The 21,149-nt window shown below is 37.8% G+C and carries 14 protein-coding genes, 4 tRNA genes and 1 pseudogene; 6 read left to right on the top strand and 13 right to left on the bottom strand.

The window, feature by feature from the left end; genetic code table 11:
* The first annotated feature begins 727 nt into the window (after positions 1 to 727).
* The 5 genes and pseudogenes from EAL49_RS05390 (at position 728) to EAL49_RS05370 (ending at position 7,004) form a co-directional block, all read left to right on the top strand.
* Positions 728 to 1,060, top strand: a complete 333-nt coding sequence (locus EAL49_RS05390; RefSeq protein WP_423750151.1) for a hypothetical protein — start codon at positions 728 to 730, stop codon at positions 1,058 to 1,060.
* Positions 1,060 to 2,793, top strand: coding sequence for a DUF262 domain-containing protein (locus EAL49_RS05385; protein ID WP_162973111.1), 1,734 nt, complete (start codon positions 1,060 to 1,062; stop codon positions 2,791 to 2,793). Before EAL49_RS05390 ends, EAL49_RS05385 begins: the two co-directional genes overlap by 1 nt.
* Before the next feature lie 40 nt (positions 2,794 to 2,833).
* Positions 2,834 to 4,087 (top strand): single-stranded-DNA-specific exonuclease RecJ, encoded by a 1,254-nt coding sequence (locus EAL49_RS05380; protein WP_120829411.1) that lies wholly within the window; start codon positions 2,834 to 2,836, stop codon positions 4,085 to 4,087.
* A 43-nt stretch (positions 4,088 to 4,130) separates the two neighbouring features.
* Positions 4,131 to 5,991 (top strand): annotated as a pseudogene (locus EAL49_RS05375) (hypothetical protein).
* Between the two features lie 113 nt (positions 5,992 to 6,104).
* Positions 6,105 to 7,004: a hypothetical protein gene (locus EAL49_RS05370; protein WP_120829410.1), complete on the top strand. Its 900-nt coding sequence runs from the start codon at positions 6,105 to 6,107 to the stop codon at positions 7,002 to 7,004.
* 107 nt (positions 7,005 to 7,111) lie between these two features.
* On the opposite strand, the gene speA is transcribed toward EAL49_RS05370, so the two are convergent.
* The 6 genes from speA to metG are packed head-to-tail and all read right to left on the bottom strand — an operon-like array spanning position 7,112 to position 14,341.
* The gene (gene speA, locus EAL49_RS05365) at positions 7,112 to 8,959 is read right to left on the bottom strand and encodes an arginine decarboxylase (RefSeq protein ID WP_001158600.1); all 1,848 of its coding nucleotides are present in this window, start codon (positions 8,957 to 8,959) and stop codon (positions 7,112 to 7,114) included.
* Positions 8,960 to 8,973: 14 nt separating this feature from the next.
* A complete protein-coding gene (locus EAL49_RS05360) occupies positions 8,974 to 10,143 on the bottom strand; it encodes a glycosyltransferase family 4 protein (protein WP_120829409.1) in 1,170 nt (389 codons plus the stop codon).
* A gap of 4 nt (positions 10,144 to 10,147) precedes the next feature.
* A complete protein-coding gene (locus EAL49_RS05355) occupies positions 10,148 to 10,576 on the bottom strand; it encodes a hotdog domain-containing protein (protein WP_001158310.1) in 429 nt (142 codons plus the stop codon).
* A 15-nt stretch (positions 10,577 to 10,591) separates the two neighbouring features.
* Positions 10,592 to 11,377, bottom strand: coding sequence for a tRNA 5-methoxyuridine(34)/uridine 5-oxyacetic acid(34) synthase CmoB (gene cmoB / locus EAL49_RS05350; RefSeq protein WP_120829408.1), 786 nt, complete (start codon positions 11,375 to 11,377; stop codon positions 10,592 to 10,594).
* A 3-nt stretch (positions 11,378 to 11,380) separates the two neighbouring features.
* Positions 11,381 to 12,388: a ferrochelatase gene (locus tag EAL49_RS05345; RefSeq protein WP_120829407.1), complete on the bottom strand. Its 1,008-nt coding sequence runs from the start codon at positions 12,386 to 12,388 to the stop codon at positions 11,381 to 11,383.
* Positions 12,389 to 14,341: a methionine--tRNA ligase gene (gene metG / locus EAL49_RS05340; RefSeq protein ID WP_120829406.1), complete on the bottom strand. Its 1,953-nt coding sequence runs from the start codon at positions 14,339 to 14,341 to the stop codon at positions 12,389 to 12,391.
* A gap of 168 nt (positions 14,342 to 14,509) precedes the next feature.
* On the opposite strand from metG, the gene cfaS reads away from it, so the two are divergent.
* Positions 14,510 to 15,679, top strand: coding sequence for a cyclopropane fatty acid synthase (gene cfaS, locus EAL49_RS05335; protein WP_120829405.1), 1,170 nt, complete (start codon positions 14,510 to 14,512; stop codon positions 15,677 to 15,679).
* 2 nt (positions 15,680 to 15,681) lie between these two features.
* Here the strand turns inward: cfaS and EAL49_RS05330 are convergent, their stop codons facing one another.
* From EAL49_RS05330 to guaA, 7 genes are all read right to left on the bottom strand, one after another.
* Positions 15,682 to 17,553, bottom strand: coding sequence for a mechanosensitive ion channel family protein (locus EAL49_RS05330; RefSeq protein WP_120829415.1), 1,872 nt, complete (start codon positions 17,551 to 17,553; stop codon positions 15,682 to 15,684).
* A gap of 587 nt (positions 17,554 to 18,140) precedes the next feature.
* Positions 18,141 to 18,217 (bottom strand) — tRNA-Arg (locus tag EAL49_RS05320).
* 22 nt (positions 18,218 to 18,239) lie between these two features.
* Positions 18,240 to 18,316: transfer RNA gene (locus tag EAL49_RS05315), tRNA-Arg, on the bottom strand.
* 59 nt (positions 18,317 to 18,375) lie between these two features.
* Positions 18,376 to 18,452 (bottom strand) — tRNA-His (locus tag EAL49_RS05310).
* A 67-nt stretch (positions 18,453 to 18,519) separates the two neighbouring features.
* A tRNA-Pro gene (locus EAL49_RS05305) sits at positions 18,520 to 18,597 on the bottom strand.
* Between the two features lie 182 nt (positions 18,598 to 18,779).
* Positions 18,780 to 19,532 carry an HpaA2 protein gene (hpaA2, locus tag EAL49_RS05300; RefSeq protein WP_120829404.1) on the bottom strand — a complete coding sequence of 251 codons (753 nt, stop codon included), beginning with the start codon at positions 19,530 to 19,532 and terminating at the stop codon, positions 18,780 to 18,782.
* A gap of 84 nt (positions 19,533 to 19,616) precedes the next feature.
* On the bottom strand, positions 19,617 to 21,143 hold the full coding sequence (gene guaA / locus EAL49_RS05295) for a glutamine-hydrolyzing GMP synthase (RefSeq protein ID WP_120829403.1): 1,527 nt from the start codon (positions 21,141 to 21,143) through the stop codon (positions 19,617 to 19,619).
* Positions 21,144 to 21,149 lie beyond the last annotated feature (6 nt).

The following is a 21,149-nucleotide window of genomic DNA, read 5'->3' as shown; positions in this document are numbered from 1 at the left end:
GCAGTCTAGTACGTCCTTCATCGCCTCTCTTTGGCAAGGCATCCGCCATCTGCTCTTAAAAGCTTGTTTTAAATTTTAAAATATCCTTTAAAACCCGCCCTTTTATAATGAATAACGACAATTGCACGAATATTCTTCAGCGCTACCACTGCCTTAATGAATATAAGACAGAGTTGTTGTAGTTTTACTTTACTTTTACATAGGCTATTAACAATGTTAAATCAAATAACTTCGTTTTTCTTCAAAAACTTGCTATAATCGCTCTTGAATGTTAAACCCTTTAAAGAAGACTAAAAATGCTTGATCCCTAATCTTTTTTAATCAAGTTTTACCAACTAGTGGGCTTTTATTTAAAGCTTTTTAGCTTGTAGAACTCGCTTGAGTGGTTTCAAATTAAAGAACTTTTTAAAGCTTGTCTTTAAAAACGAAATGTAATTATAGACATGCAATGCTTAAAGTTTGCTTAAAGTTTTTGGGATTTGAAAGAAATTTTAGAGTTTGAAAGAAAATTTAGAGTTTGAAAGAAATGAATGAAAGTTAATTGGAAATGATGGGGGAGCGATTGGAAAAGGGGGTAGAGAATAAAGCTTTAAGATAAAACACATCATTAAATTAAACATTTCATCAAATAAAGTGCATCATTAAAATAAAACGCATCATTAACCATTGATTAAATACCACTAGATACAATACCGCAAGTCATTTTTTTTTCAAAAAAGGGGTAGAAATGGCATTCAATCATTCAATCATTCAATCAATCAATCATTCAATCATTCTATCATTCAATCAATCTATCATTCAATCATTCAATCAATCAATCAATCAATCAATCAAGCAATCAAGCAATCAAGCAATCAAGCAATCAAGCAATCAAGCAAAGCTACCATACTTTTACCACTTTTACAAAAATCCGCTTAAAAATCTTTTACTTTTTATTATTCCCTCTATTATTAACCTTTTCATTAACCCGCACCGCATTTTTAAACCATTTGATTCCATAAGCCCCATTTTTCAATCAGTGGGGCTTACAGAGTTAAATTTAAATATAAGGAGAAGATGATGGCAAAAGTAGAAGTGGAGTTAAAAAAACTCTATCAAATTTTAGTGGATGCTGAATATTTTTATCAGGTTCCCGATTACCAACGCCCTTATGTGTGGGATAAAGATCATTTAGGGGCTTTGATTGATGATCTAGTGGGCAGCTATACAAACAACAGAGAAGATGAGTATTTTTGCGGCTCTATTGTGATCGCTGAAAACCAAAAAGATAAAAGATGGGATGTTGTGGATGGCCAACAGAGGCTAACAAGTTTTATTATCTTGGCTTGCACGATTTTAAGGCTTTATAAATATAGTCTTGGGAAAAAATCTGAAGATTTTATTAAAGAGAGTATTTATGACAGACACGATGAAGAAAAAGAGCGTCTGAAGTTTTTAACCGCTCAAAATTACAATAGCATTTTTGAAAACACGGTGTTAAACCATTTAGAGTTTGAAGACAACATTAAAAAGAGCGAGTGGAATAAGAAATTTGAAGAAAACACTTATTTGCGTAACGCTTATTATTTCAAGGAGCTATTGAATGAGAGCATGGAAAATGGTTCAATAAGCGATATGGATGATTTTGTCAAGTGGTTTTATGAACACATTGTTGTGACTAGGATCGTTTGTTTTGATCAAGACAGCGCGATGCAAATCTTTCAAGTGTTAAACGACAGAGGCCAACCCTTAAGCCCTATTGATATTTTAAAATCCAGTTTGATGCAAGAAATCAAACAAGATAGTGAAAAGCGTAAGGATTTTATAACCACTTGGGACAAATTGGTTGAAGCTTGCAAGAGCGTTGAAGGCATAGATATTGATTTGGAAGACTTTTTTAACATGTATTTAGAATACGCTGATCCTAGCGCTTCTAAAAAGAGAGCCGATAAGGGATTAAAAAAGGTGTTCAAAGACAGCAAAAAAGACGCTTGCGAGTTCATTTATGATGTGAGCGCTTTTATGAAATCTTATACCGATTTGTTAAAAAAACCAGACCGATACATTTATTTATTGAGATACCTTCCCTCCAGATTTTGGGCCAGTATTTTAACGACAGCCCTTTATGTCAAATACCCTGATTTTGACGCTTTGAAAAAGCTTTTGGTGTCTTATTATTATCAAACTTGGATTGCAGGAGGCACGATCACGCGCATCAAGCAAACGAGCATCAACATTATCAAAAATGTTAAAAGCAATAAAGACATTGAAACCATTCAAGAGCTTATACTGGATAACATAGAATCTTATAACACCTTTAACCAATACCACTATAACTTATGGGATAGTTATTCTGTTTATCCTAGCAAATGGTTACGTCCTGTCTTAGCCCTCGCTAATTATTTTATGACAGATGAAGAGAAGCCCCATTTTATCGCTATGGATGCCGAAACCCAAGTGGAGCATATTTTACCCCAAACGCCCAAAAGAGGCAGTCAATGGAACGCGGATTTTGACAAAGAAAAAAGAGAAGAATGGGTGAATAATATCGCGAATTTAACCCTTTTAAAGCGTAAAAAGAACGCAAAAGCCTTAAATGGGGATTTTGATGAAAAAAGAAAAATTTATGGTGGCAAAGACCCAAGCAAAGTGATTAGCTGTTATGACATCACTAAAGAATTGTATAGCGACTATAGGAAGTGGGACGAGAAGTCTCTCCAAAAGCGACACGACTTTTTGTATGAAATTATCACGCCTATTTTACACATAGAAGGGCAAGAAGAGAAATATGAAGATGATTTTGATCTAGAATGATTAAAAACCATCAAGCATAAAAACAACAAAGAGGTGACCAATGCCTAAAAAAGAGCTATTAAAGATGTCAAAGAAAAGGATTTTTAAAGACTTCTTAGAAGAAGTCAAGCGCCATCGCCCCATTGTTTTCTATACAGATAATGATTGTGATGGTATGTTAGCTGGCAGCGTTTTAATGTCTATGTGTTACAGACTGGGTATTAAAGATTTCTTTTTCTTTAGCCCCTTAAGGAATGCACATGGCTATGGTTTCACCGATTTAGCCATAAATGATTTATTGTCTCAACCTTGCATCTTTAACCCTAAAACCAACCAATTAGTCCGCCTAGATTGCATTAAAAACCAATTTCAAAAAGACCCCTTCTTGTTTAGCGCTGATTTGGGAGCGGATTTAGTTTCTAACATAGAATTACAAAAAATCTTATTAGAACATTTTGAACAATGCATCATCACAGACCACCATAAGAGTTTTGAAGTTGATTGGATTGATGAAAACAAAATCGCCTACATTAACCTGAATGATGAAAAAGACGCTAACTATTATAGCGGGGCTTTCACAAGCGCTTTAGTGTTTAATCAAATCTTTCAAATACAAACCACTCCTTTAGAAGAAGAATTGATCGCTATCACGCTTTTAAGCGATCGCATTGATTTGGATCATGGGGATAATTTGGATATGGTTTTGAATTTAGTGCCAGTTAAACATGAGCGCATTCAATGTTTTTTCAAAGATAAAGATCTTTCTTTAGCCCAAGACGATTTAGATGAAATTTCTAACTTATACGGCTTTAATTGCATCAATTATATCAACGCTTTAAGCCGTTTGAGTGGGGCTAGAGAGTTTAAGGGTTGTTATGATAGCTATTTGCATTATCTGGTTTTAAAACATTTCAATCCCATAAGCGATCCGCGCTTAAGCACCTTTAATGTTAAGGAATTCAAAAGATACAACGACATTAAAAAGAAAATGGTGAAAGAAAGCGAAGAAAACGCTCAAATTTTTTCTTGTAACAAAATATTAGTGGCTCTTTTAGATGAAAGCTGTTCTATTAAAGTAGGTGTTAGCGGTTTAGTGGCTAATAACTTTTTAAAAAAATACCCTTCCAATCATTCCCTTTGTATCTATAGAGACAATAAAGACGGGTATAGCGGTAGCGCTAGGGGTGATGGGAATTTTTTAAGCCAAATTAAAACCATTCCTTTAATACAAGCTGGCGGGCATGAGGAAGCTTTTGGGTTGAGCTTTGCAAAAGAGGATTTTAAAAAAGTAATCAAAAGCTTACAAGCCTTATAAGGTCAAATAACGCTAAGGATGAATTTTAAAAAAAGGACTTGACATGTTATTGGATTATGATTTTTTATTGTTATTGAATGATGAGAGTGGGAATCCAACCAGATACTACTATTTGTTACAAGATTTTGAAAAGGATTTTGTGGCTAGTAAAGTGGCTCAAAATAAAGCGAGGCAATTCGTTAAGGAGATCATTGGTAGCGAAAAAGCCTCTAAAACTAAAAACAGCGCCATTGAAGTTTCTAACACGAAAGCTTCTGCTATTAAGAACGAAGCGATTGGAAGCGGCGATCTTAAAAAGGTGTGTGAGAAAATCAAAAGCGCACTACCCTTTGGGATCATCTCAGCCTTTAAACCCTTTAAAGACGCTTTTTACAGAGATTTCAATGATAATGAGCAAAAATTACTGATAGGGGCGGCTAAAAGCGGTTGCATTCAATCTAGCGTTGACAAACTGGCTCAGTTAAAAACGCGCTTAATCTACTGGCAGGACAAATCCGTTAAAGTGGATTGGGATAAACCCATTTTGATTAAGGACTTCTTTAAAGGCAATAATTACCTTTATAGGAGGTTGTGTTTTTTATTGGGGAAGCATTTTATGGACAGATTTTTAAAGAATAACGCTAAGGCGAGCGTGAAAGACTTTATATCTAGTAAGGAGTTTGTCGCTAAATACCGATACACCCCCAAGCAAAATACAGAAAGAGCGAAAAAGCTGCAATCGTATTTAGAGAGTAAGCGTGATTTTATAGGGTTTGTTCAAACGCTTAACTCTTTAAAAGACAGTCCTCAAGATCCTTTTTTACCCAATGAAGAAACGAGCTTTTTGGTGTTCGCTAATGAGCCTACTATCATCTTTAATTTAAGGGACTATTTATTGGTGTTAGCACAAATATTCAACCAACAAGCGATCTGTTATTGTGAAAGCAAATGCCCTATAGAATTAATCAACGCTTCACCGGGTAAGGACTTTAACAAGACACAAGATAGCTTTTCAGACATCAAATTCTCAACACCCAATCAATTAGAACAATCTCTCAACGATCTTAAAAACAAGCTAAGCACATTCTTTTCAAAACACCCTGATAAACATAACGGCATGGAGTTTAATGAAATAGCTAAAACTCAAATAGAAGCGCTTTATATGCCGCAATCTAGCGATGGTTTTGATGATTTTCGCGAGCATCTTGAAGATAGTATTAAAAGTTTTATCAGAGCGAAAAAAAATCGTTATGGCTTTCCTAAAATCTTTGATGTTGCAGACATAGAACAAGAAGAGAGGGAAGTCATTGAATGGCGAGAAAAAAATAGAGCGTCAAAACAAAGCTATAAACAAAACCTTCAAATCAACAAAATCGCTAACGATTTAAAGCGTAATAAGGTAGTGGATAAAAGAACGATTTTAAGCGTGATAGACGCTGATATAGAGCGTGGTTCTATCCCGCCTAAAGATTTGTTAAAACAATTAGAAAAAATTAGCGCTTCTCTTTCTAAAGACATTGTAATAGCGATAAAGCAAGTAGAAAAATTAGAGCTTAACTATGCGTTAATAGACAATATCCAACACAACACGCTTGATGACACGCTTGATTTTACCTTTATTGTTGGGGATTCTTTGAGCGTTCAGTCGCTTTATGTTACCTTTGATCTTGTGATTGACATGGATAGGCCTATGAGCGAGCAGTTCCTCAACCATATTGGGAAATTGGGGAGTTTTGAATCTAGAGAGCGAGCGTTAAAGTGTGTGCGATTATCGCAAACTAAACTAATCATTGAAACGCCTAGAGAAGTGCTAAAAAAATACGGAATTATCGCAAATTGAAGAAATATTGACTGGCTGTATTTTTAATGGTGCTTACCGCCTTCAAAACGATCTTAAGGGCAATAGACATGGAAATTTTAAATAAAATTCAAACCCCAACAAGGAGGAACAAGCCATGCTGAAAAGATAAAAACATTAAAAAACATTGAACGACCGATTATAGCGGATTTTAAAACAAATTTTATCAAGGAGTATTTTATGGGTTTTCAAAATGAAAATAAATTAAAAGTAGGGGCGTCAGTCAAAGCCACAATCAATAACAAAGTGGTGGAGGCTAAAGTCATTAGTATTGGGTTCAATCGTGTAACCTTAAGGAGCCAAAAAGGCAACGAAGCCACTTACTCTTTCAATAGCGAAAAATTCTTAAAATGGTTTAAGGAAGTCCCTTTGAATGAAGTTGCGAATAATCACGCCGAGAAAAGCGGAGATGATTTGTTGAAAGGGATTAAAATCGTTACGAGCGGTCCTAGTGTCAAGGAAAGGACTACCACTCCTAAAGAAAAAGAGGATAGGTTTAAACTCGCTTTTGGATTTAAGACTACTGATGATAAGACTAGCTTTGAGATTATTGCGGAGGACTATACTTTAAGCGAGAGAAAAAGTAGGCTTGGGGCGTTATTATCTCCTATGTTTTTTGAGGGCAGCGGTAATCAAGCGGTCGCTATCATTCTTACCGCTCTCCATTATGCGAAAGGACTAAACCGACATAGCGATGCGGAGTGGCGTGCTATGATTGATAACCGAGATGTGGAAAAATGCGAACTTACGACACTAGACAACTTGGATAGAGTTGGAACGACTTTATTCTGTGGCGTGATTAAAGAGTATGCGGAGGGTAGAGAGGAGTTTCAAAACGATTTTAACGACTTTTCCCCTGATGGTTTTTGGGCGAAGTTTTTACCTAAAAACAAAAATGAGGCGTTGTTTGTGGCTCAATTGATTTGCGATGGCGGTATCAATAAATATGGCTTAAGCTGTGCGGGTCTTACCGAAAATTTGCTAAAAGACATTTTTAATAATATTGGACTAGCAACTGCTAAAGAGGTTGATGAGCATCTCGCTAATTTAGATAAAGAGGAGGCGGAGTTAAAAGAATAACCCCCCCCACCCCTTTGTGGGGTCTCCTTTTTAATCTCTTTTCTTTTTTTTATTCTTCTATTGATTTATAGCGATTAAAGCCGTTTAAATCCATTTATAGCGTTCTTTTAAGAAATCGTGCGCAGATACCCGTTTTCGCTCAGCATGACATACAAGCGCCCCATGATTTCTTTCTTTTCTTCCATGTCCAGTTGGTTGTTGTCTTCAATTTTTTGTTTTAAAAGGCGCTCAATTTCTTTAGTGTCATAGTCCAAATCGTCTAGCACGTCTAAAATCGTTTGGGCTTCACAAATATCTTCCACTTCATAATCGCCTTTTTCATCAAAAACCACACTAAATTCCGTAGGGTGCGTGAATAAATTGTGTTTCATGCCTAAAACTTCTTGATACGCTCCCACTAAAAAAAACGCTAAAAAGTATTCTTCTTCATCTATGTCTATATCATGCAAAAACAAGGGCTTCGTGGAATCAAAAGCGATTTCCCCATCGCTATCGCAAGTAATATCCCACAAGCTCGCGCTCCTGGTGGGCTTTTCATCTAATTTATTCAAGGGCATGACCGGGAAATTCTGTCTCAAACCCCAATAATCCGGCAAGCTTTGGAAAAACGAGCAATTCAATAAATAGCGCTCTTGGACCTGCTCTTGAATGCGTAAAATATCGTTATGATCCTTAACATAAAGCAATTGCACCGCTTTTTTAACGATCAAATGGGCTAAAACTTCAGTGTTGCTCCTGTCAATCAAATCAATATAGCCCAAATCAAAAAGCGTGAACAGCGACTCGGTGTGATCAAAACTATCATGCAAGTATTCAATGGCGTTTTTTTCATTGATATTAGCGAGCAAGTCTAGCATTTCATCAATCAAGGGGGGGTTATTATTTTCTTTGATTTTTAGGGATTTTTCATTGTACTCATGCGAAAACAATTCTAACACCGGGGCCACTAAAACGGCATGGTTAGCGGAAATGTAACGGCCTGATTCAATGAAAATATCCGGCTCTATTTCCTGCTTATTTTTCACAATTTCCCTCAATAAAAACACCACATCAGCGCTGAATTCCTCTAAAGTGTAGTTCTTGTCTTGGTGGTGCTTGTGCTGGGTGTATTCTACGGCTAACCCCCCTCCAATATTCACGCTATTAAGATTTTTAGCGCCCATTTTACGCAATTCTGCATACAAGTTACCCGCTTCTCTTAAGGCCTTTTTTAAGGGCGAAATATCGCTGATTTGAGAGCCTATGTGGAAATGTATCATGTGGAAATGCTCTAGTAAGTCGTTTTCTTCTAAAAGGCGCATCGCTTCTAAAACTTCCGTGCTGCTAAGGCCAAATTTAGAATTAATCCCCCCACTCTTTGCCCAAACGCCAGTGCCAGCGCTGTGCAAACGGATGCGAATGCCAATTTTAGGGCATGCTACAAAATCGTTTTGTTTAGCCACGGCGATAATGGTTTTTAACTCATTCAAACCCTCAATCGTTAAAGTGATCTCATGCTGCATGCTTTTAGCGATAAAGCCAAGCTCAATCATTTCTTTGTCTTTAAAGCCATTCACGGTGATAGGGGCTTTAGGGTTCGTGTAACTCATCGCAATGATAAGTTCAGACTTGCTCCCGGCCTCTAAGCCGTAATTCAAGCCCTTAGCCCCCTGCACTAAAGGGAAAACAAACGAGGGCATTTGATTGACCTTTAAAGGGAAAACCGCCTTAAAAGCCCCGCTGTATTGATACTCTTTAATCGCTGAAGAAAACGCATCAAACAGGCTTTTGATTTGTTTTTGCACCAAATGGGGGAATCGCACCAACAAAGGCCCTCTATAGCCCTTATCGCGCACGCTTTGAACGATTTCTAAAAGCGAGGGGTTTTTGCCATGACAAACTTTAACCAAGCCTTTTTCTATCTTAAATTCGTTATTGCTCCAAAAATTAATCCCATAATCATGGACTTCTTGCATTTTTTATCCTTTTGTTACGATAAGGTTTTAAAGAGATGGGGGTTGTTTTTAAAATCTTTGATCGCTTCTTCATAAACCTTTTCAATTTGAATGACTGAATTTTCTAAAGTGTAATTTAAAGCGCTTTTAGCGTATTCGTTTTGCATTCTTTCTCTTTCAAGCTTGTTTTCTAACCACCAGTCTATTTTAGCGCTCAAATCTTTAGCGTTATTGGGCTCAAATAACGATCGTTCATCTAGCACGAATTGCCTGGTCGCGCTTAAAGGGCTATTAGCGATAACAGGCACAATCCCCACGCTAATAGCCTCTAAACACGCAATCGCTTCGCTTTCCACATTGGCCGTATGCACATAAAGGGTGCAGGTTTTTAAAATCTCTAACAATTCATTGGAATTGACAAACCCAAACTCCGTTTTTACGCCTAGTTTTTGGGCTAGAAGTTTGATTTTTTTCTCATCAGGCCCTTTGCCTTTGAGTAATAATACAATGTCTTGTTTGTATCGGCTTAAAGCAATCGCCTTAATGAGAACGCTTTGATTTTTTTCATTAGAATAGCGCCCTACCATAGCGATTTTAAAGGGCGTGGTGTCAAAAAGGCTTTTTTGCGGGTGTTCAAATCTAAACATGGGATCAAAGCCGTTAGAAATAGCGTATTTTTTCCCTCCATAGTTGTATTTTTCTAATTCTTCTACAATGAATTTTGACGGGCAATGGATATGGTGGATATAGCGGTAATGCGAAGATTTAAACCACGAAAAAAGCATCATGTTAAACCAAGAAAATTGCCCCAATTTCATGTTATAAGAAATATGCTCTGGCTGTAAATGGAAAGAGCCAATGTAAGGCACTCGCATTTCTCGCGCGATTTTTACAGCTGTTTTTTCTAGCAAAAAAGGCAAATAAGTGTGGATCATATCCGCTCCCTTAAAAGCCTTTCTTAAGATTTTTTCATCGGGTTTAGCAAAAAGAATGTGTTGTTTGTGTGAAATTTCTGTAACTAGGGGGATGTAGCGCTCTTTAAGGTTGTAATACCCCTCTTCTTCACTCCCTAAATTATCCACATAAGGGGCAACCACCCTCATAACATGCCCTCTTTTTTTCAACGCTTCAAAAAAACGAAACGCCGTCATAGAAGTGCCATTACTGGTGTCTTTAAAGCTATCCACGACCAAAACAATAACCATTTAACTACTCTTCTTTAAAATTGAATTTAAAAGGCTTTTTATCAAACACCACGATTTCTATCATTCCCTCTAAAACCTGAATGTCTAACACAAACGCCTCTATTTTTATTTCAGCTTTTTTCACGCCATCTTGAATGACTTGTGCTTTAATGAGCGCTTCTTGATTCAATTCTAGGGGGGCGTAAAAATTGATGTTATTAGAAACCACCACGCTGTGCCTTTTATTCAACGCGCACAAGGCCGCATAATTGCACGCAATAAGCACAAACCCGGCATGCACAAAATTTTCTTCATACACCATGCTTTCATTGCCCTTGAAACGCGCATGGGCTATATCTTTTTCTAAAACGATTAATTCAGTGCCAACGCTTGGTTTGAAATTCTTACAAGTCTCTAAAGAGTCATAATCCACACGAACGACTGATTCTTGCACTATCTTAATCCTTTATTAAAGCTTGCTTGATTTAAGCATCTTAAAATACCCCCTTAAAGGAGCGTCATACCCTTCTAAAGTTTTAGAGGGATCCGTTTTATCCAAAAAATCTTCCAAACTTTGCCCCAAAATAAAATCCGTTTTACGCTGTTCTTTAGGCGTGGTCTTTAAAACGCTAAGAATCTCAAAATTCTCAAACCCTACCCTTTCGCACCACCCTTTTAGCACACTAACACTGGGGATAAAATAAACATTTTTCATTTTAGCATAAGTCTTTTTAGGGCAAAGGGCGATGTCTAGGGGCGAATCAATGATTAAGGTATCCAACACCAACTCCCCTTTTATCTTTAAAGCATGATACAAAGCTTTTAAAGCTTCTAGCGGGCTTTTTCTGTGGTATAGCACTCCTAAGCAAAAAATGACATCAAAAGCGTTAGGGTATTTTTCATGCAAATCCTCTACCCCCAAAGACTCATAAATGATTTTTTTTTCTTTATCAAAAAAGGGGGCTAAAAATTCAAATTGTTTTTTGACTAAAACGCCCGGATCAAACCCCACCAAACTTTTAGGCTTATGTTCTAGCATCTTAAACAAGTAATAGCCGTTATTGCAACCCACATCAGCCACAACCTTATCTTTTAAAGGAGTGGCGTTTTTGACTAGATCCCATTTAATAGAACTATCCCATTCGCTATCAATCTTGATTTGAGAAATTTCAAAAGGGCCTTTACGCCATGGCCTTAGAGCCATGATTTCTTCTAAAAGGGTTTTTGGATTGAGATTGTCGTTACAAATGAGCATGACTTACCATAGCGTGGGGGTTTTTTTAAAAAAGGGGGGGTTTAAAAGGGATTCTAAATGATGAGAGCTAATCCCATAAATAAAAGCGAAATTAAACGCTAAATTTTTTAATTGCTCTTTTAAGTTGTTTTGGGTGGTGTAACAATAAGGGTTGGCTTTTTTAAAGAAGGCCGCGCTGTTTTTACGGCAAAACACGACAATTTTCCCCCACGATAAAGTCTCAAGGGCTTTTTGAAGCATCATTTCAAACAATTCTTTTGAAGTCTCAGCGACAACCACCCTTGCCGTTGCACCATAGGGGGCTATTTCTAAATTTTTATTCACAAAAAAGGGTTTACAATGATCTAGTGGGTATTCTTTTTTGCCCAAAAGATTCAAATCAAACGCAATTTGTAATTTCTCGCACAATTGAATGACCCTTTTTAAAGGCTCTAAAAAGATGCATGGCATTTTTAACTCATACTCTTGTTTTTCATAGACTAAAGCACTGCAAAAAAAGGATTGGTTGAGAATGATTAAACGGCTTTCTTTTAAATCTTCTTTCAAGCGCTCTTGCTTATAAAACAAATGGAGCCACTCCAATTTATCAAAAAAGGCTATTTTACACCCCTCTATAATGAACAAATCTTCAAGGCTCTCTTTCAAGCACCATACAAATTCGCTCACGATGATTTTAGAAGCGATCTCTAATTCTATGGGGCTTAACAGCACCCCGACCACGCGCTCATTCAACAAACAAAATTTAAACAAATGGTTCAAAGAATGCTCTATATCTTTAAGCTTGATCCATGCCACATCCTTATCGCTTAAAGGATATTCTCCTGTGTATAAAATCCCATAAGCCCCTAACTCTAAAGCTTTGGGAATGAGCGTGTGATCTTTAGCGACAAATAAAGAGCCTTTTTGGACTTTGCTTAAAGACAAAACAATGGAATTGAAATAGCTGATTGAGGGCGTGTTTTGCAATTCGCCCAAACTCAATTCTACGGCTTCATTCACCCCTAATCGCATTTAGCTGATCAAACTTCCTGCAATTTTTTCTTTGGTAGGGCTAATTAAGGCTAGATTATCGCTATCTCGCACCGCTAAAATCATGCCCTCACTCATTTCGCCCATGAGTTTTGCGGGTTTTAAATTAGCCACCACGCACACCATTTGACCCACCAAACTTTCAGGCTCATAATCCAAAGCGATCCCTGAGATAATCTGCCTCAAACGATTTTCGCCTAAATCCACTTTTAAGCGCAGTAATTTATTGGACTTTTCAATCCTTTGAGCTTCTTTGATAAGCCCCACTTTAATCTCTACTTTCTTAAAATCCTCAATGCTGATATAGTTTTCTTGTGTTGGTGGGGCTTTTTCTTTTCTATCTTTTTTTTCTTTTTCGTTTTTTTCTGGTGAGGCTTCTCCCGCTTTTTCAGCCTTTTCAATTTTCTCCATTTTGGAAAATAAAGGTTCGGTGTCTTGTAAAATCATATCTTGTAATTTTTTAGCTTTAAAAAAGCGTTCGTAATTATTGGGCGTGATTTCTGTGTTGAAAGCATTCGCTAATTTAGCCGCGCTCTTTGGCATGAACGCATAGAGTAAGAAGCTTGATTGTAACAGCGCGTTTGCGATCAAACTCAATAAGGCTTCTAGTTTTTCTGATTCGTTGTTTTTGTGCAAAACCCATGGCTCTTCTTTAGCGATGAGTTTGTTTAAAAAATCATAAACGTTAAACAATTCTTCTAAAGCTTTATGCAATTGCATTTTAGGCACAAAAGAATTAGCGTTGTCTAAGATTTGATGCGCTTTTTCTAGCTCTTTAGAATAATAAGCGGTGATTTTGGCGCTTTTTAGAGAATAATTGAAATATTTTTTAGCCATGCCTAACAAGCGATTCAACAAATTCCCCAAATCGTTGTTCAAATTCGCGTTGATCCTTTCTGTTAACGCTTTTTTAGAAAAATCCCCATCTTGCCCAAAAGGCACCTCACGCAATAAAAAATAGCGTAATTCTTCAATCCCATACTCCATAGCGAGCTTTTGAGCGTCTAAAACATTGCCCAAGCTCTTACTCATTTTCACGCCCTCTATCGTCCACCACCCATGCACGCAAAGCTGTTTGAATAAGGGCAAATTCAAACTCATCAAAAAAGCCGGCCAATAAATGGCATGGAAGCGTAAAATATCCTTACCCACAATATGCCTAGCGCATTCAAAATGCGCCATTTTATTGTCTAAATCATTCAAATACCCTAACGCGCTCGCATAATTCAATAAAGCGTCCAGCCAAACATACACCACATGTTTAGGATCGTTCATTTTTTTAGGCAAAGGAATGCCCCATTCAAAGCTCGTGCGCGTGATAGACAGATCCAATAAACCCTGCTCAATAAAAGAAGTTACCTCGTTTTTACGATAAATAGGCAAAATCGCTTCAGGGTTTTTAGCGTAAAACTCCAATAAAGGCTTTTCATACGCGCTCAATCTAAAAAAATAACTCTCTTCTTCTAAAAGCGTGGTCTCCCTCAAGCAATCAGGGCATAGGACTTTATCGTTCGTGTTGTCCGTTTTAGAGACCGCGCAATAACTCTCACAGCTCACGCAATAATACCCGCTATAAGTGCCTTTATAAATGTCCCCTTTTTCAAACATGATTTCAAAGGCGTTTTGCACGCATTTTTGATGCTCGCTGTCTGTGGTGCGGATAAAACCATCATAATCCAAATTGAAAAAATCCCACTGGTTTTTAAAAATCGCGCTAATGCTATCGGCGTAAGCTTTGGGGCTTTGATTCCTCAATCTCGCGCTTTGTTCGATCTTTTGCCCATGCTCGTCGGTGCCGGTTAAAAAAAAGACTTCTTCGCCTTGGAGCGTGTAATACTTCTTTAAAGTGTCCGCAATCAAAGTCGTATAAGCATGGCCAATATGAGGGATGTCATTCACATAATAAATGGGGGTTGTGATCAGTGATTTTTGCATCTTTATAATCGTGTTACCTTAAATTTGTTTAAATCTCTTAATTTTAACATGCTTTTAAAAATTTAGAGAATAGAGGTTGCATTTATGCTTATTTGTGGGGTGTTTTTAGCTTAAAATTCATTATAATTAACGCTCAAAAAATTGAAAAATGAGTTCAAGGAATTACAGATGATTTCAAAATTTTTGCTCAAAAGCATGTTCAAGCAGTGGAAAAACGGCGATTATCAGGTCGTTTTTTGGGATAATAGCGTTTATAGGAATGGCGAACATTCGCCTAAATTCACCCTTAAAATCCATCGCCCCCTAAAATTTAGCGATATTAAAAAAGACATGTCTTTGACGATCGCTGAGGCTTATATGGACGGCGTGATTGATATTGAAGGCTCTATGGATGAGGTGATGCATTCTTTGTATTTGCAAACCAATTATGAGCATTTGCACAAACATGATAACGCTAAAGCTATCCAAAAACCCATCAAAGAAAGCTCCAACATTTCTAAACATTACGATCTAGGGAATGACTTTTATTCTATCTGGCTGGATGAAACCTTAAGCTATTCATGCGCGTATTTCAAAAAAGACGATGACACCCTCCATGCCGCCCAGCTCCAAAAATTAGATCACACTTTAAAAAAGCTCCACCTAAAGCCTGGCGAAAAACTGCTGGATATAGGCTGTGGTTGGGGCTATCTCTCTGTAAAAGCCGCGCAAGAATACGGGGCGGAAGTGATGGGGATCACCATTTCTAGCGAGCAATACAAACAGGCTAACAAACGAGTCCAAGAGTTAGGGTTAGAGAATAAAGTAACGATCAAGTTATTGAATTATCAGGATTTAGACGGGCGCTTATACCGCTTTGATAAAGTGGTGAGCGTGGGCATGTTTGAGCATGTGGGTAAGGATAATTTGCCCTTTTATTTCAAAAAAGTTAAAGAAGTGTTAAAAAGGGGCGGGATGTTTTTGCTCCACTCCATTTTATGCTGTTTTGAAGGCAAGACTAACGCATGGGTGGATAAATACATTTTTCCGGGCGGCTACTTGCCCTCTTTAAGGGAAGTGATGAGCGTTATGAGCGAATGCGACTTCCACTTGCTCATGGCTGAAAGCTTACGCATCCATTACGCTAAGACTTTAGACATTTGGCGAGACAACTTCAACCACAATCTAGATAAAGTGAAAAAACTCGGATATGACGAAAGATTTATCCGCATGTGGGATCTGTATTTAAGGACTTGCGCTTCCGCTTTCAGGGTGGGGAGCGCGGATTTATTCCAATTGCTTTTAACCAACAGCGTGGATAACACTTTCCCCTTAACCAAAGAATACATCTACCAATAATTTCAGATTTTAGCCCCTTCTTTCAGGCTAACTTCTGGCAAACTCTCCACATACAAACTCTGTGATGGGAAAGCAAAGCTCAAATGGTGCTTTTCTACAATCCCCATGATTTTTAGCATCACGTCTTCTTTGACTTCTAGCCACTCTTCCCAAACCACCGTCTTAGAAAAGCAATACACCAAAATATTAATAGAGCTGTCCGCAAACTGATCTAAAAAGACAAACAGATTGTTTTTATACCCTAAAAAATCATCAATAGAAACAATATCTTTTTTAAACATGTAGCGGTAATCGCTCGCATTTTGCAAAGCGCTATCGGCTCCATTGGCGATTTTAGGGTGGTTTTCTAGCATTTCTTTAATGTCTTTCACGCAAAGCTGTAAAGCACTTTGGCTGGAGCTATAGGTTAAGCCTATTTCCATTTTAATACGCCTTCCCACTTTACGCCGGCTCCAATTCCTAATGGGTTTTCCGGCTAACTCTGAATTAGGCACGGACAAAAGAGCGTTATCAAAAGCTCTGATCGTGGTGCGCCTTAACCCCATTTCCACCACCGTGCCTTCCACTTCACCGCACACAATCCAATCCCCTTGAGAAAACGAATTGTCTAACAATAAAATGACAGAAGCAAAAAAATTCGCCAACACATCTTTAACCGCCAAAGCCACCGCTAACCCCCCAATCCCTAAAGAAGCGATGATGGCTGAAACATTAAACCCTAGTTGTTTCAAAACCCCTAAAAGCGCGACAATAAAAATCAAAAAATACACGACTTTTAAAATCAAGTTGATCACTTCTTTTCTAAAATTGTGCGTGCTTTTGGTAGCCATATTCGTAACTAACGCTTCCCCATAGCCTTTAAAAAGTGCTATCACTAACCATGCTAAAAGCATGATATACACCGCGCCCACCCACATAGAAACTTTAGGGGGCGATGCGTTAGGGTAGTAGAAAATATCTAAAGCCACATCGCAACTGAATAGGGCTAAAAAGACAGAAACGGGCGAAACAATGCTACTTTGCACATTGACATGCATTTTTTTATTGCGCTGCATGATTTCAAAAATACGATCTAAGAATAAAGCTAAAAGCCAAGTGATCAATTTCCTTAAACCCAGCAATAAGGCTAAAATCATCAAAGCCAGCGCGATTTTACTCACTTGCAAGCTATGGGTTGTGAAAGGCAAGACCTTACTGATTTTGTTTAACACAAAATCCATATTCACTTCCATGATCAAGTTCTTAGGAAGCACTTCTTTAGGGTGGTTTTTAATGTAACGCAAGACTTCAGTGTAAGTGTTCAAACGCAATTCATAATCGCTAAACATCTGCTCTAATTCATGCATTTTGACATTGCCTAAATTTTTAGGGAAAGTGTAGAGTTTGAATTGTCCTAAACGCAAAAGAAAAGCATCGCTGATACTTTCCACATCTTTTTGTTCGCTAAAAATATCAATACTGCTCCTGATTTTATCTATAAAACGATACAAAATTTCATCTATCAACAAAATATCTAAAGACAATCTATCTTTCATGAAAGTGTAGAAATTATCGCCCTTAATGCTTTTAGACAAACGCTTTTTGATTTTTTCCTGCTCTTTTAAATTTTGGTTTATATCAATCCCGATCTTATCCCTTTCATTCAACACTTTAGAAGTCAAACTTTTAATCAAATCATTCTTTTGGGTGTTATACAGAGAAATTTCAGCGCTTCTTTCAGGGTTTTTTTTGTAAGTTTCAATGACTTGATTGAGCTGGTTGATTTGATTGAAAATCAAAAACAAATCCACCGCATCTGTTTCATGCTCTTCAACCGCTCTCAAAGGATTTAAAAAGAGCGATAATACCAACACCCACCACAATAATAAACGCATGCAAAACCCCACTAAAAACAAGATAAAATCTTTCTCATAATTTCTAGCGATTATACCAAAAATTAGAAACGCTCCACCCCATAAAGTTACCCATGCAATTTGAAAGCGCTTTTTATTTATCCCTAAAAAGCGGGCTTTATCCCAATTGTGAGCCTCTTTTCAGATCGTTATACCGCTTGATGCGATGCTTTGAGTATTTTTACATTTTACAATTAAAATACAGCCTTAATTTTTAACAAATCTTGCTTTATTTAATATTTTTATAGTAGGATTTCGCATAGGTCGTAGTCAAAAAGCTTTCCCTGTTCGGTGCAATAAAATCACGGATAATGTGCATATCTTTTATTCTTACATGTTTCACTTTTTAGGTTTTTATAACCGCTTTTATTGAATTTTTTCATGTAAGATCTGTGTTTTAGGAGTTTCCAACCCTACTTCTTGTGATTGAGCTATTTTGATGAGTCAATCTTTAGAAGAAAGAACCATAAAAATGTAGTACCCTATGCCTATAAGAAAAACAAGAATTAAGAAAATGAGTAATCCCCACTCTAAAGAATCCATAACTCCTCTTTAAAGAATGTTAAAAGTGGTGCGCTTGGCAGGACTCGAACCTGCGACCTACGGCTTAGAAGGCTGTTGCTCTATCCAGCTGAGCTACAAGCGCATTGAATGGTATTAATGTTAGGTGGTACGCCCGAAGGGAGTCGAACCCCTAACCCCCAGATCCGAAGTCTGGTGCTCTATCCAATTGAGCTACGAACGCTTACAATTCAAATAAAGGAATGACTAACATAAACTTGGTAAAACGCTTATTTTATGAGATGGGGTGGAAGATGGGAATTGAACCCACGACCCTCAGGACCACAATCTGATGCTCTAACCGACTGAGCTACTCCCACCATTCAATGAAAGGAAGCGATATTCTACCAAAGAATCTTAAACAGAACAATAAATTATGCAAAAAAGTGGTCGGGGCGAAAGGATTCGAACCTTCGACCCCTTGGTCCCAAACCAAGTGCGCTAACCAGACTGCGCTACGCCCCGAAATTTTCACATGAAGCGTTATTATAGCTGAATTTTCTAATTTTTGAGCGTAATTTTTCAAAAATACCGCTAAAATCAAAAGCGGAACTCAAAAATTGTATTAATCCAACTCCCCCACCCTTTTAAAAGCTGCTTTTTTAAAAACAGCTCTCAATGATTTTAAGCTTTTCGTTTCTTAAAAACTACTTTCGTTTTTTCATTTCACTAGAAACTTTTTCATAATGTTCCATGTGTTTTTTGCTTAACTCTTTGGTAATATGCACCATCACTTTGTGATAGGCTTGATTCATGATTTTTCTAATGGCTCGATCATGGTCGGTTTCCTTAATCCTATGCACAAAAGTTTTGGGGACAAAACCTCCAGAATTGGTGCGTCGCAATTCCACTCTTTCAATCACAGCCTTAATCTTTGAAACATCAATACCAAAACTATGGATAATATCTTCACTTTTTGGCTCAACAAAATTCAAGTTCAAATACCCTGAAGACATGTCTATCACTCTTTCTTCGCTAAGCGCATTGCTCTCTTCTACAATATCTTCTAAGATAGCCACATCCCCATCCATGCGTAAAACGAGCAACGCTTTTTCTTTGATGTCTTGAGGGATTTCACTAACATCTTTAAATTGCGAAACGCTATAGCCTTTTCTCTCTAAAAAACTACTCAATTGGAGAAACAAAGATTTCTCAAACTCTTTTTGATAATTTTCAGGGATAACTTTATTAGCCTCTATCTTAGGATCGATTAAGACAACTAAATGGCCGTTTTTAGGCTCTTGCTTGCCTTTAATAGGATAGTGGAAATGCAAATCCACGGACTCGCCCATGTTATTGTGCTGCTGTTGCTTTGCAGGCATTCCATCAGCTAGAGCCGTATAAAACGCCCCACTCGCTAATAACGATCCTAAAACGATTGCCAAACTACCTTTTTTCATTAAATTCCTTTCTTTCTTTTTCTTTAAAATCAATTCCTAATCTTACCCAAAAAATCCCACTTTTAGCGCTATTTTTTAAGATAATCATTCCCATTCAATCGTTCCTGGCGGCTTAGAGGTAATATCATACACCACCCTATTGATACCGCTCACCTCATTAGTGATGCGGTTAGAAACCTTTTCTAAAAAAGAATGCTCTAAAAATGAAAAGCTCGCTGTCATGCCATCGCTCGCGTTTACTGCCCTTAAGCAAATAGCGTTTTCATAGGTGCGATTATCCCCCATCACCCCCACAGAATTGACATTCAACAGCACGCAAAAAGCTTGCCAAACCTTGTCATACAAATTGGCTTTTTTAAGCTCCTCTATAAAAATAAAATCCGCTTCTTGCAAGCGCTTGATTTTATCCTCACTAACCTCGCCTAAAATCCTTACAGCAAGTCCAGGCCCTGGAAAGGGGTGGCGCATTAAAAAATCCTGGCTAACGCCTAATTCTTTACCCAGTAAGCGCACCTCATCTTTAAACAATTCCCTTAAAGGCTCTATGAGTTTAAAATCCATCCATTCAGGCAGTCCGCCCACATTATGGTGGGTTTTGATCACTTTTGAAGGCCCTTTAACGCTCACGGATTCAATCACATCAGGGTATAAAGTGCCTTGGGCTAAAAATTCAATTTTGCCTTTTAAATGGTGCTTTTTGGCTTCTTTTTCAAACACTTCAATAAAGGTTTCGCCGATGATTTTTCGCTTCCATTCAGGCTCGCTCACGCCCTTTAATTTAGACAAAAAGATTTCTTTAGCGTCTATCGTGTTTAAAGGGATTTGCAAGTCTTTAAACATCGCTTGCACCCTTTCTTTTTCATTTTTACGCAACAAGCCATGATCCACAAAAACAGCGATCAAATTATCCTTAATGGCTCTGTGCAACAGCGTAGCGACCACCGTAGAATCCACGCCCCCACTCACCGCACACAAAACCTTAGCGTTAGCGATTTTTTCTTTCAACCGCGCAACTTCTCTTTGAGCGAAATGCTGCATCCCCCAAGTTTTTTCACAGCCACAAACTAAAAGGGCAAAATTTTCTAAAATCTTACCCCCTTCTTCGCTTTGAATGACTTCTGGGTGGAATTGCAAGCCAAAAATCTTGCCGTTTTCAATCGCGCAATGGGGGGAATTAGGGCTTTTTGCAAGGGTAGTAAAGCCTTTAGGCAGTTCTATGACTTTATCCATATGGCTCATCCACACAAGGCTTTTAATCTTCACGCCTTCAAAAATCACAGAATTTTGAGCGATTTCTAAAACAGCCTTACCAAATTCTTGCTCATTCGCGCAAGCCACCACGCCCCCAAAAAAATCCACCAAATACTGCATGCCGTAGCAAATCCCTAAAATCGGCACATTCAAATCAAAGATTTTCTCGTTAGGCTTGTAAGCGTCTTTAGCGTACACGCTCGCTGGCCCCCCACTCAAAATCAAACCTTTAGGGGCTTTTTTTTGAATGTTTTCTATGCTTTCAAAAAAAGGGACTATTTCTGTATAAATCCCGCTCTCTCTCAATCTTCTAGCAATCAGCTGTGTGTATTGGCTCCCAAAATCTAATACTAAAATCATCGCTCA

This window comes from Helicobacter pylori, assembly GCF_003637665.1.
GTDB classification, from domain to species: domain Bacteria; phylum Campylobacterota; class Campylobacteria; order Campylobacterales; family Helicobacteraceae; genus Helicobacter; species Helicobacter pylori_CK.
This window is presented reverse-complemented; position numbering and strand designations above follow the sequence as displayed.

Coding starts and splice junctions, on each gene's coding strand:
- EAL49_RS05390 (WP_423750151.1), top strand. CDS start 728: ATGGCATTCAATCATTCAATCATTCAATCAATCAATCATTCAATCATT.
- EAL49_RS05385 (WP_162973111.1), top strand. CDS start 1,060: ATGGCAAAAGTAGAAGTGGAGTTAAAAAAACTCTATCAAATTTTAGTG.
- EAL49_RS05380 (WP_120829411.1), top strand. CDS start 2,834: ATGCCTAAAAAAGAGCTATTAAAGATGTCAAAGAAAAGGATTTTTAAA.
- EAL49_RS05370 (WP_120829410.1), top strand. CDS start 6,105: ATGGGTTTTCAAAATGAAAATAAATTAAAAGTAGGGGCGTCAGTCAAA.
- speA (WP_001158600.1), bottom strand. CDS start 8,959: ATGCAAGAAGTCCATGATTATGGGATTAATTTTTGGAGCAATAACGAA.
- EAL49_RS05360 (WP_120829409.1), bottom strand. CDS start 10,143: ATGGTTATTGTTTTGGTCGTGGATAGCTTTAAAGACACCAGTAATGGC.
- cmoB (WP_120829408.1), bottom strand. CDS start 11,377: ATGCTCATTTGTAACGACAATCTCAATCCAAAAACCCTTTTAGAAGAA.
- EAL49_RS05345 (WP_120829407.1), bottom strand. CDS start 12,388: ATGCGATTAGGGGTGAATGAAGCCGTAGAATTGAGTTTGGGCGAATTG.
- metG (WP_120829406.1), bottom strand. CDS start 14,341: ATGCAAAAATCACTGATCACAACCCCCATTTATTATGTGAATGACATC.
- cfaS (WP_120829405.1), top strand. CDS start 14,510: ATGATTTCAAAATTTTTGCTCAAAAGCATGTTCAAGCAGTGGAAAAAC.
- EAL49_RS05330 (WP_120829415.1), bottom strand. CDS start 17,553: ATGCGTTTATTATTGTGGTGGGTGTTGGTATTATCGCTCTTTTTAAAT.
- hpaA2 (WP_120829404.1), bottom strand. CDS start 19,532: ATGAAAAAAGGTAGTTTGGCAATCGTTTTAGGATCGTTATTAGCGAGT.
- guaA (WP_120829403.1), bottom strand. CDS start 21,143: ATGATTTTAGTATTAGATTTTGGGAGCCAATACACACAGCTGATTGCT.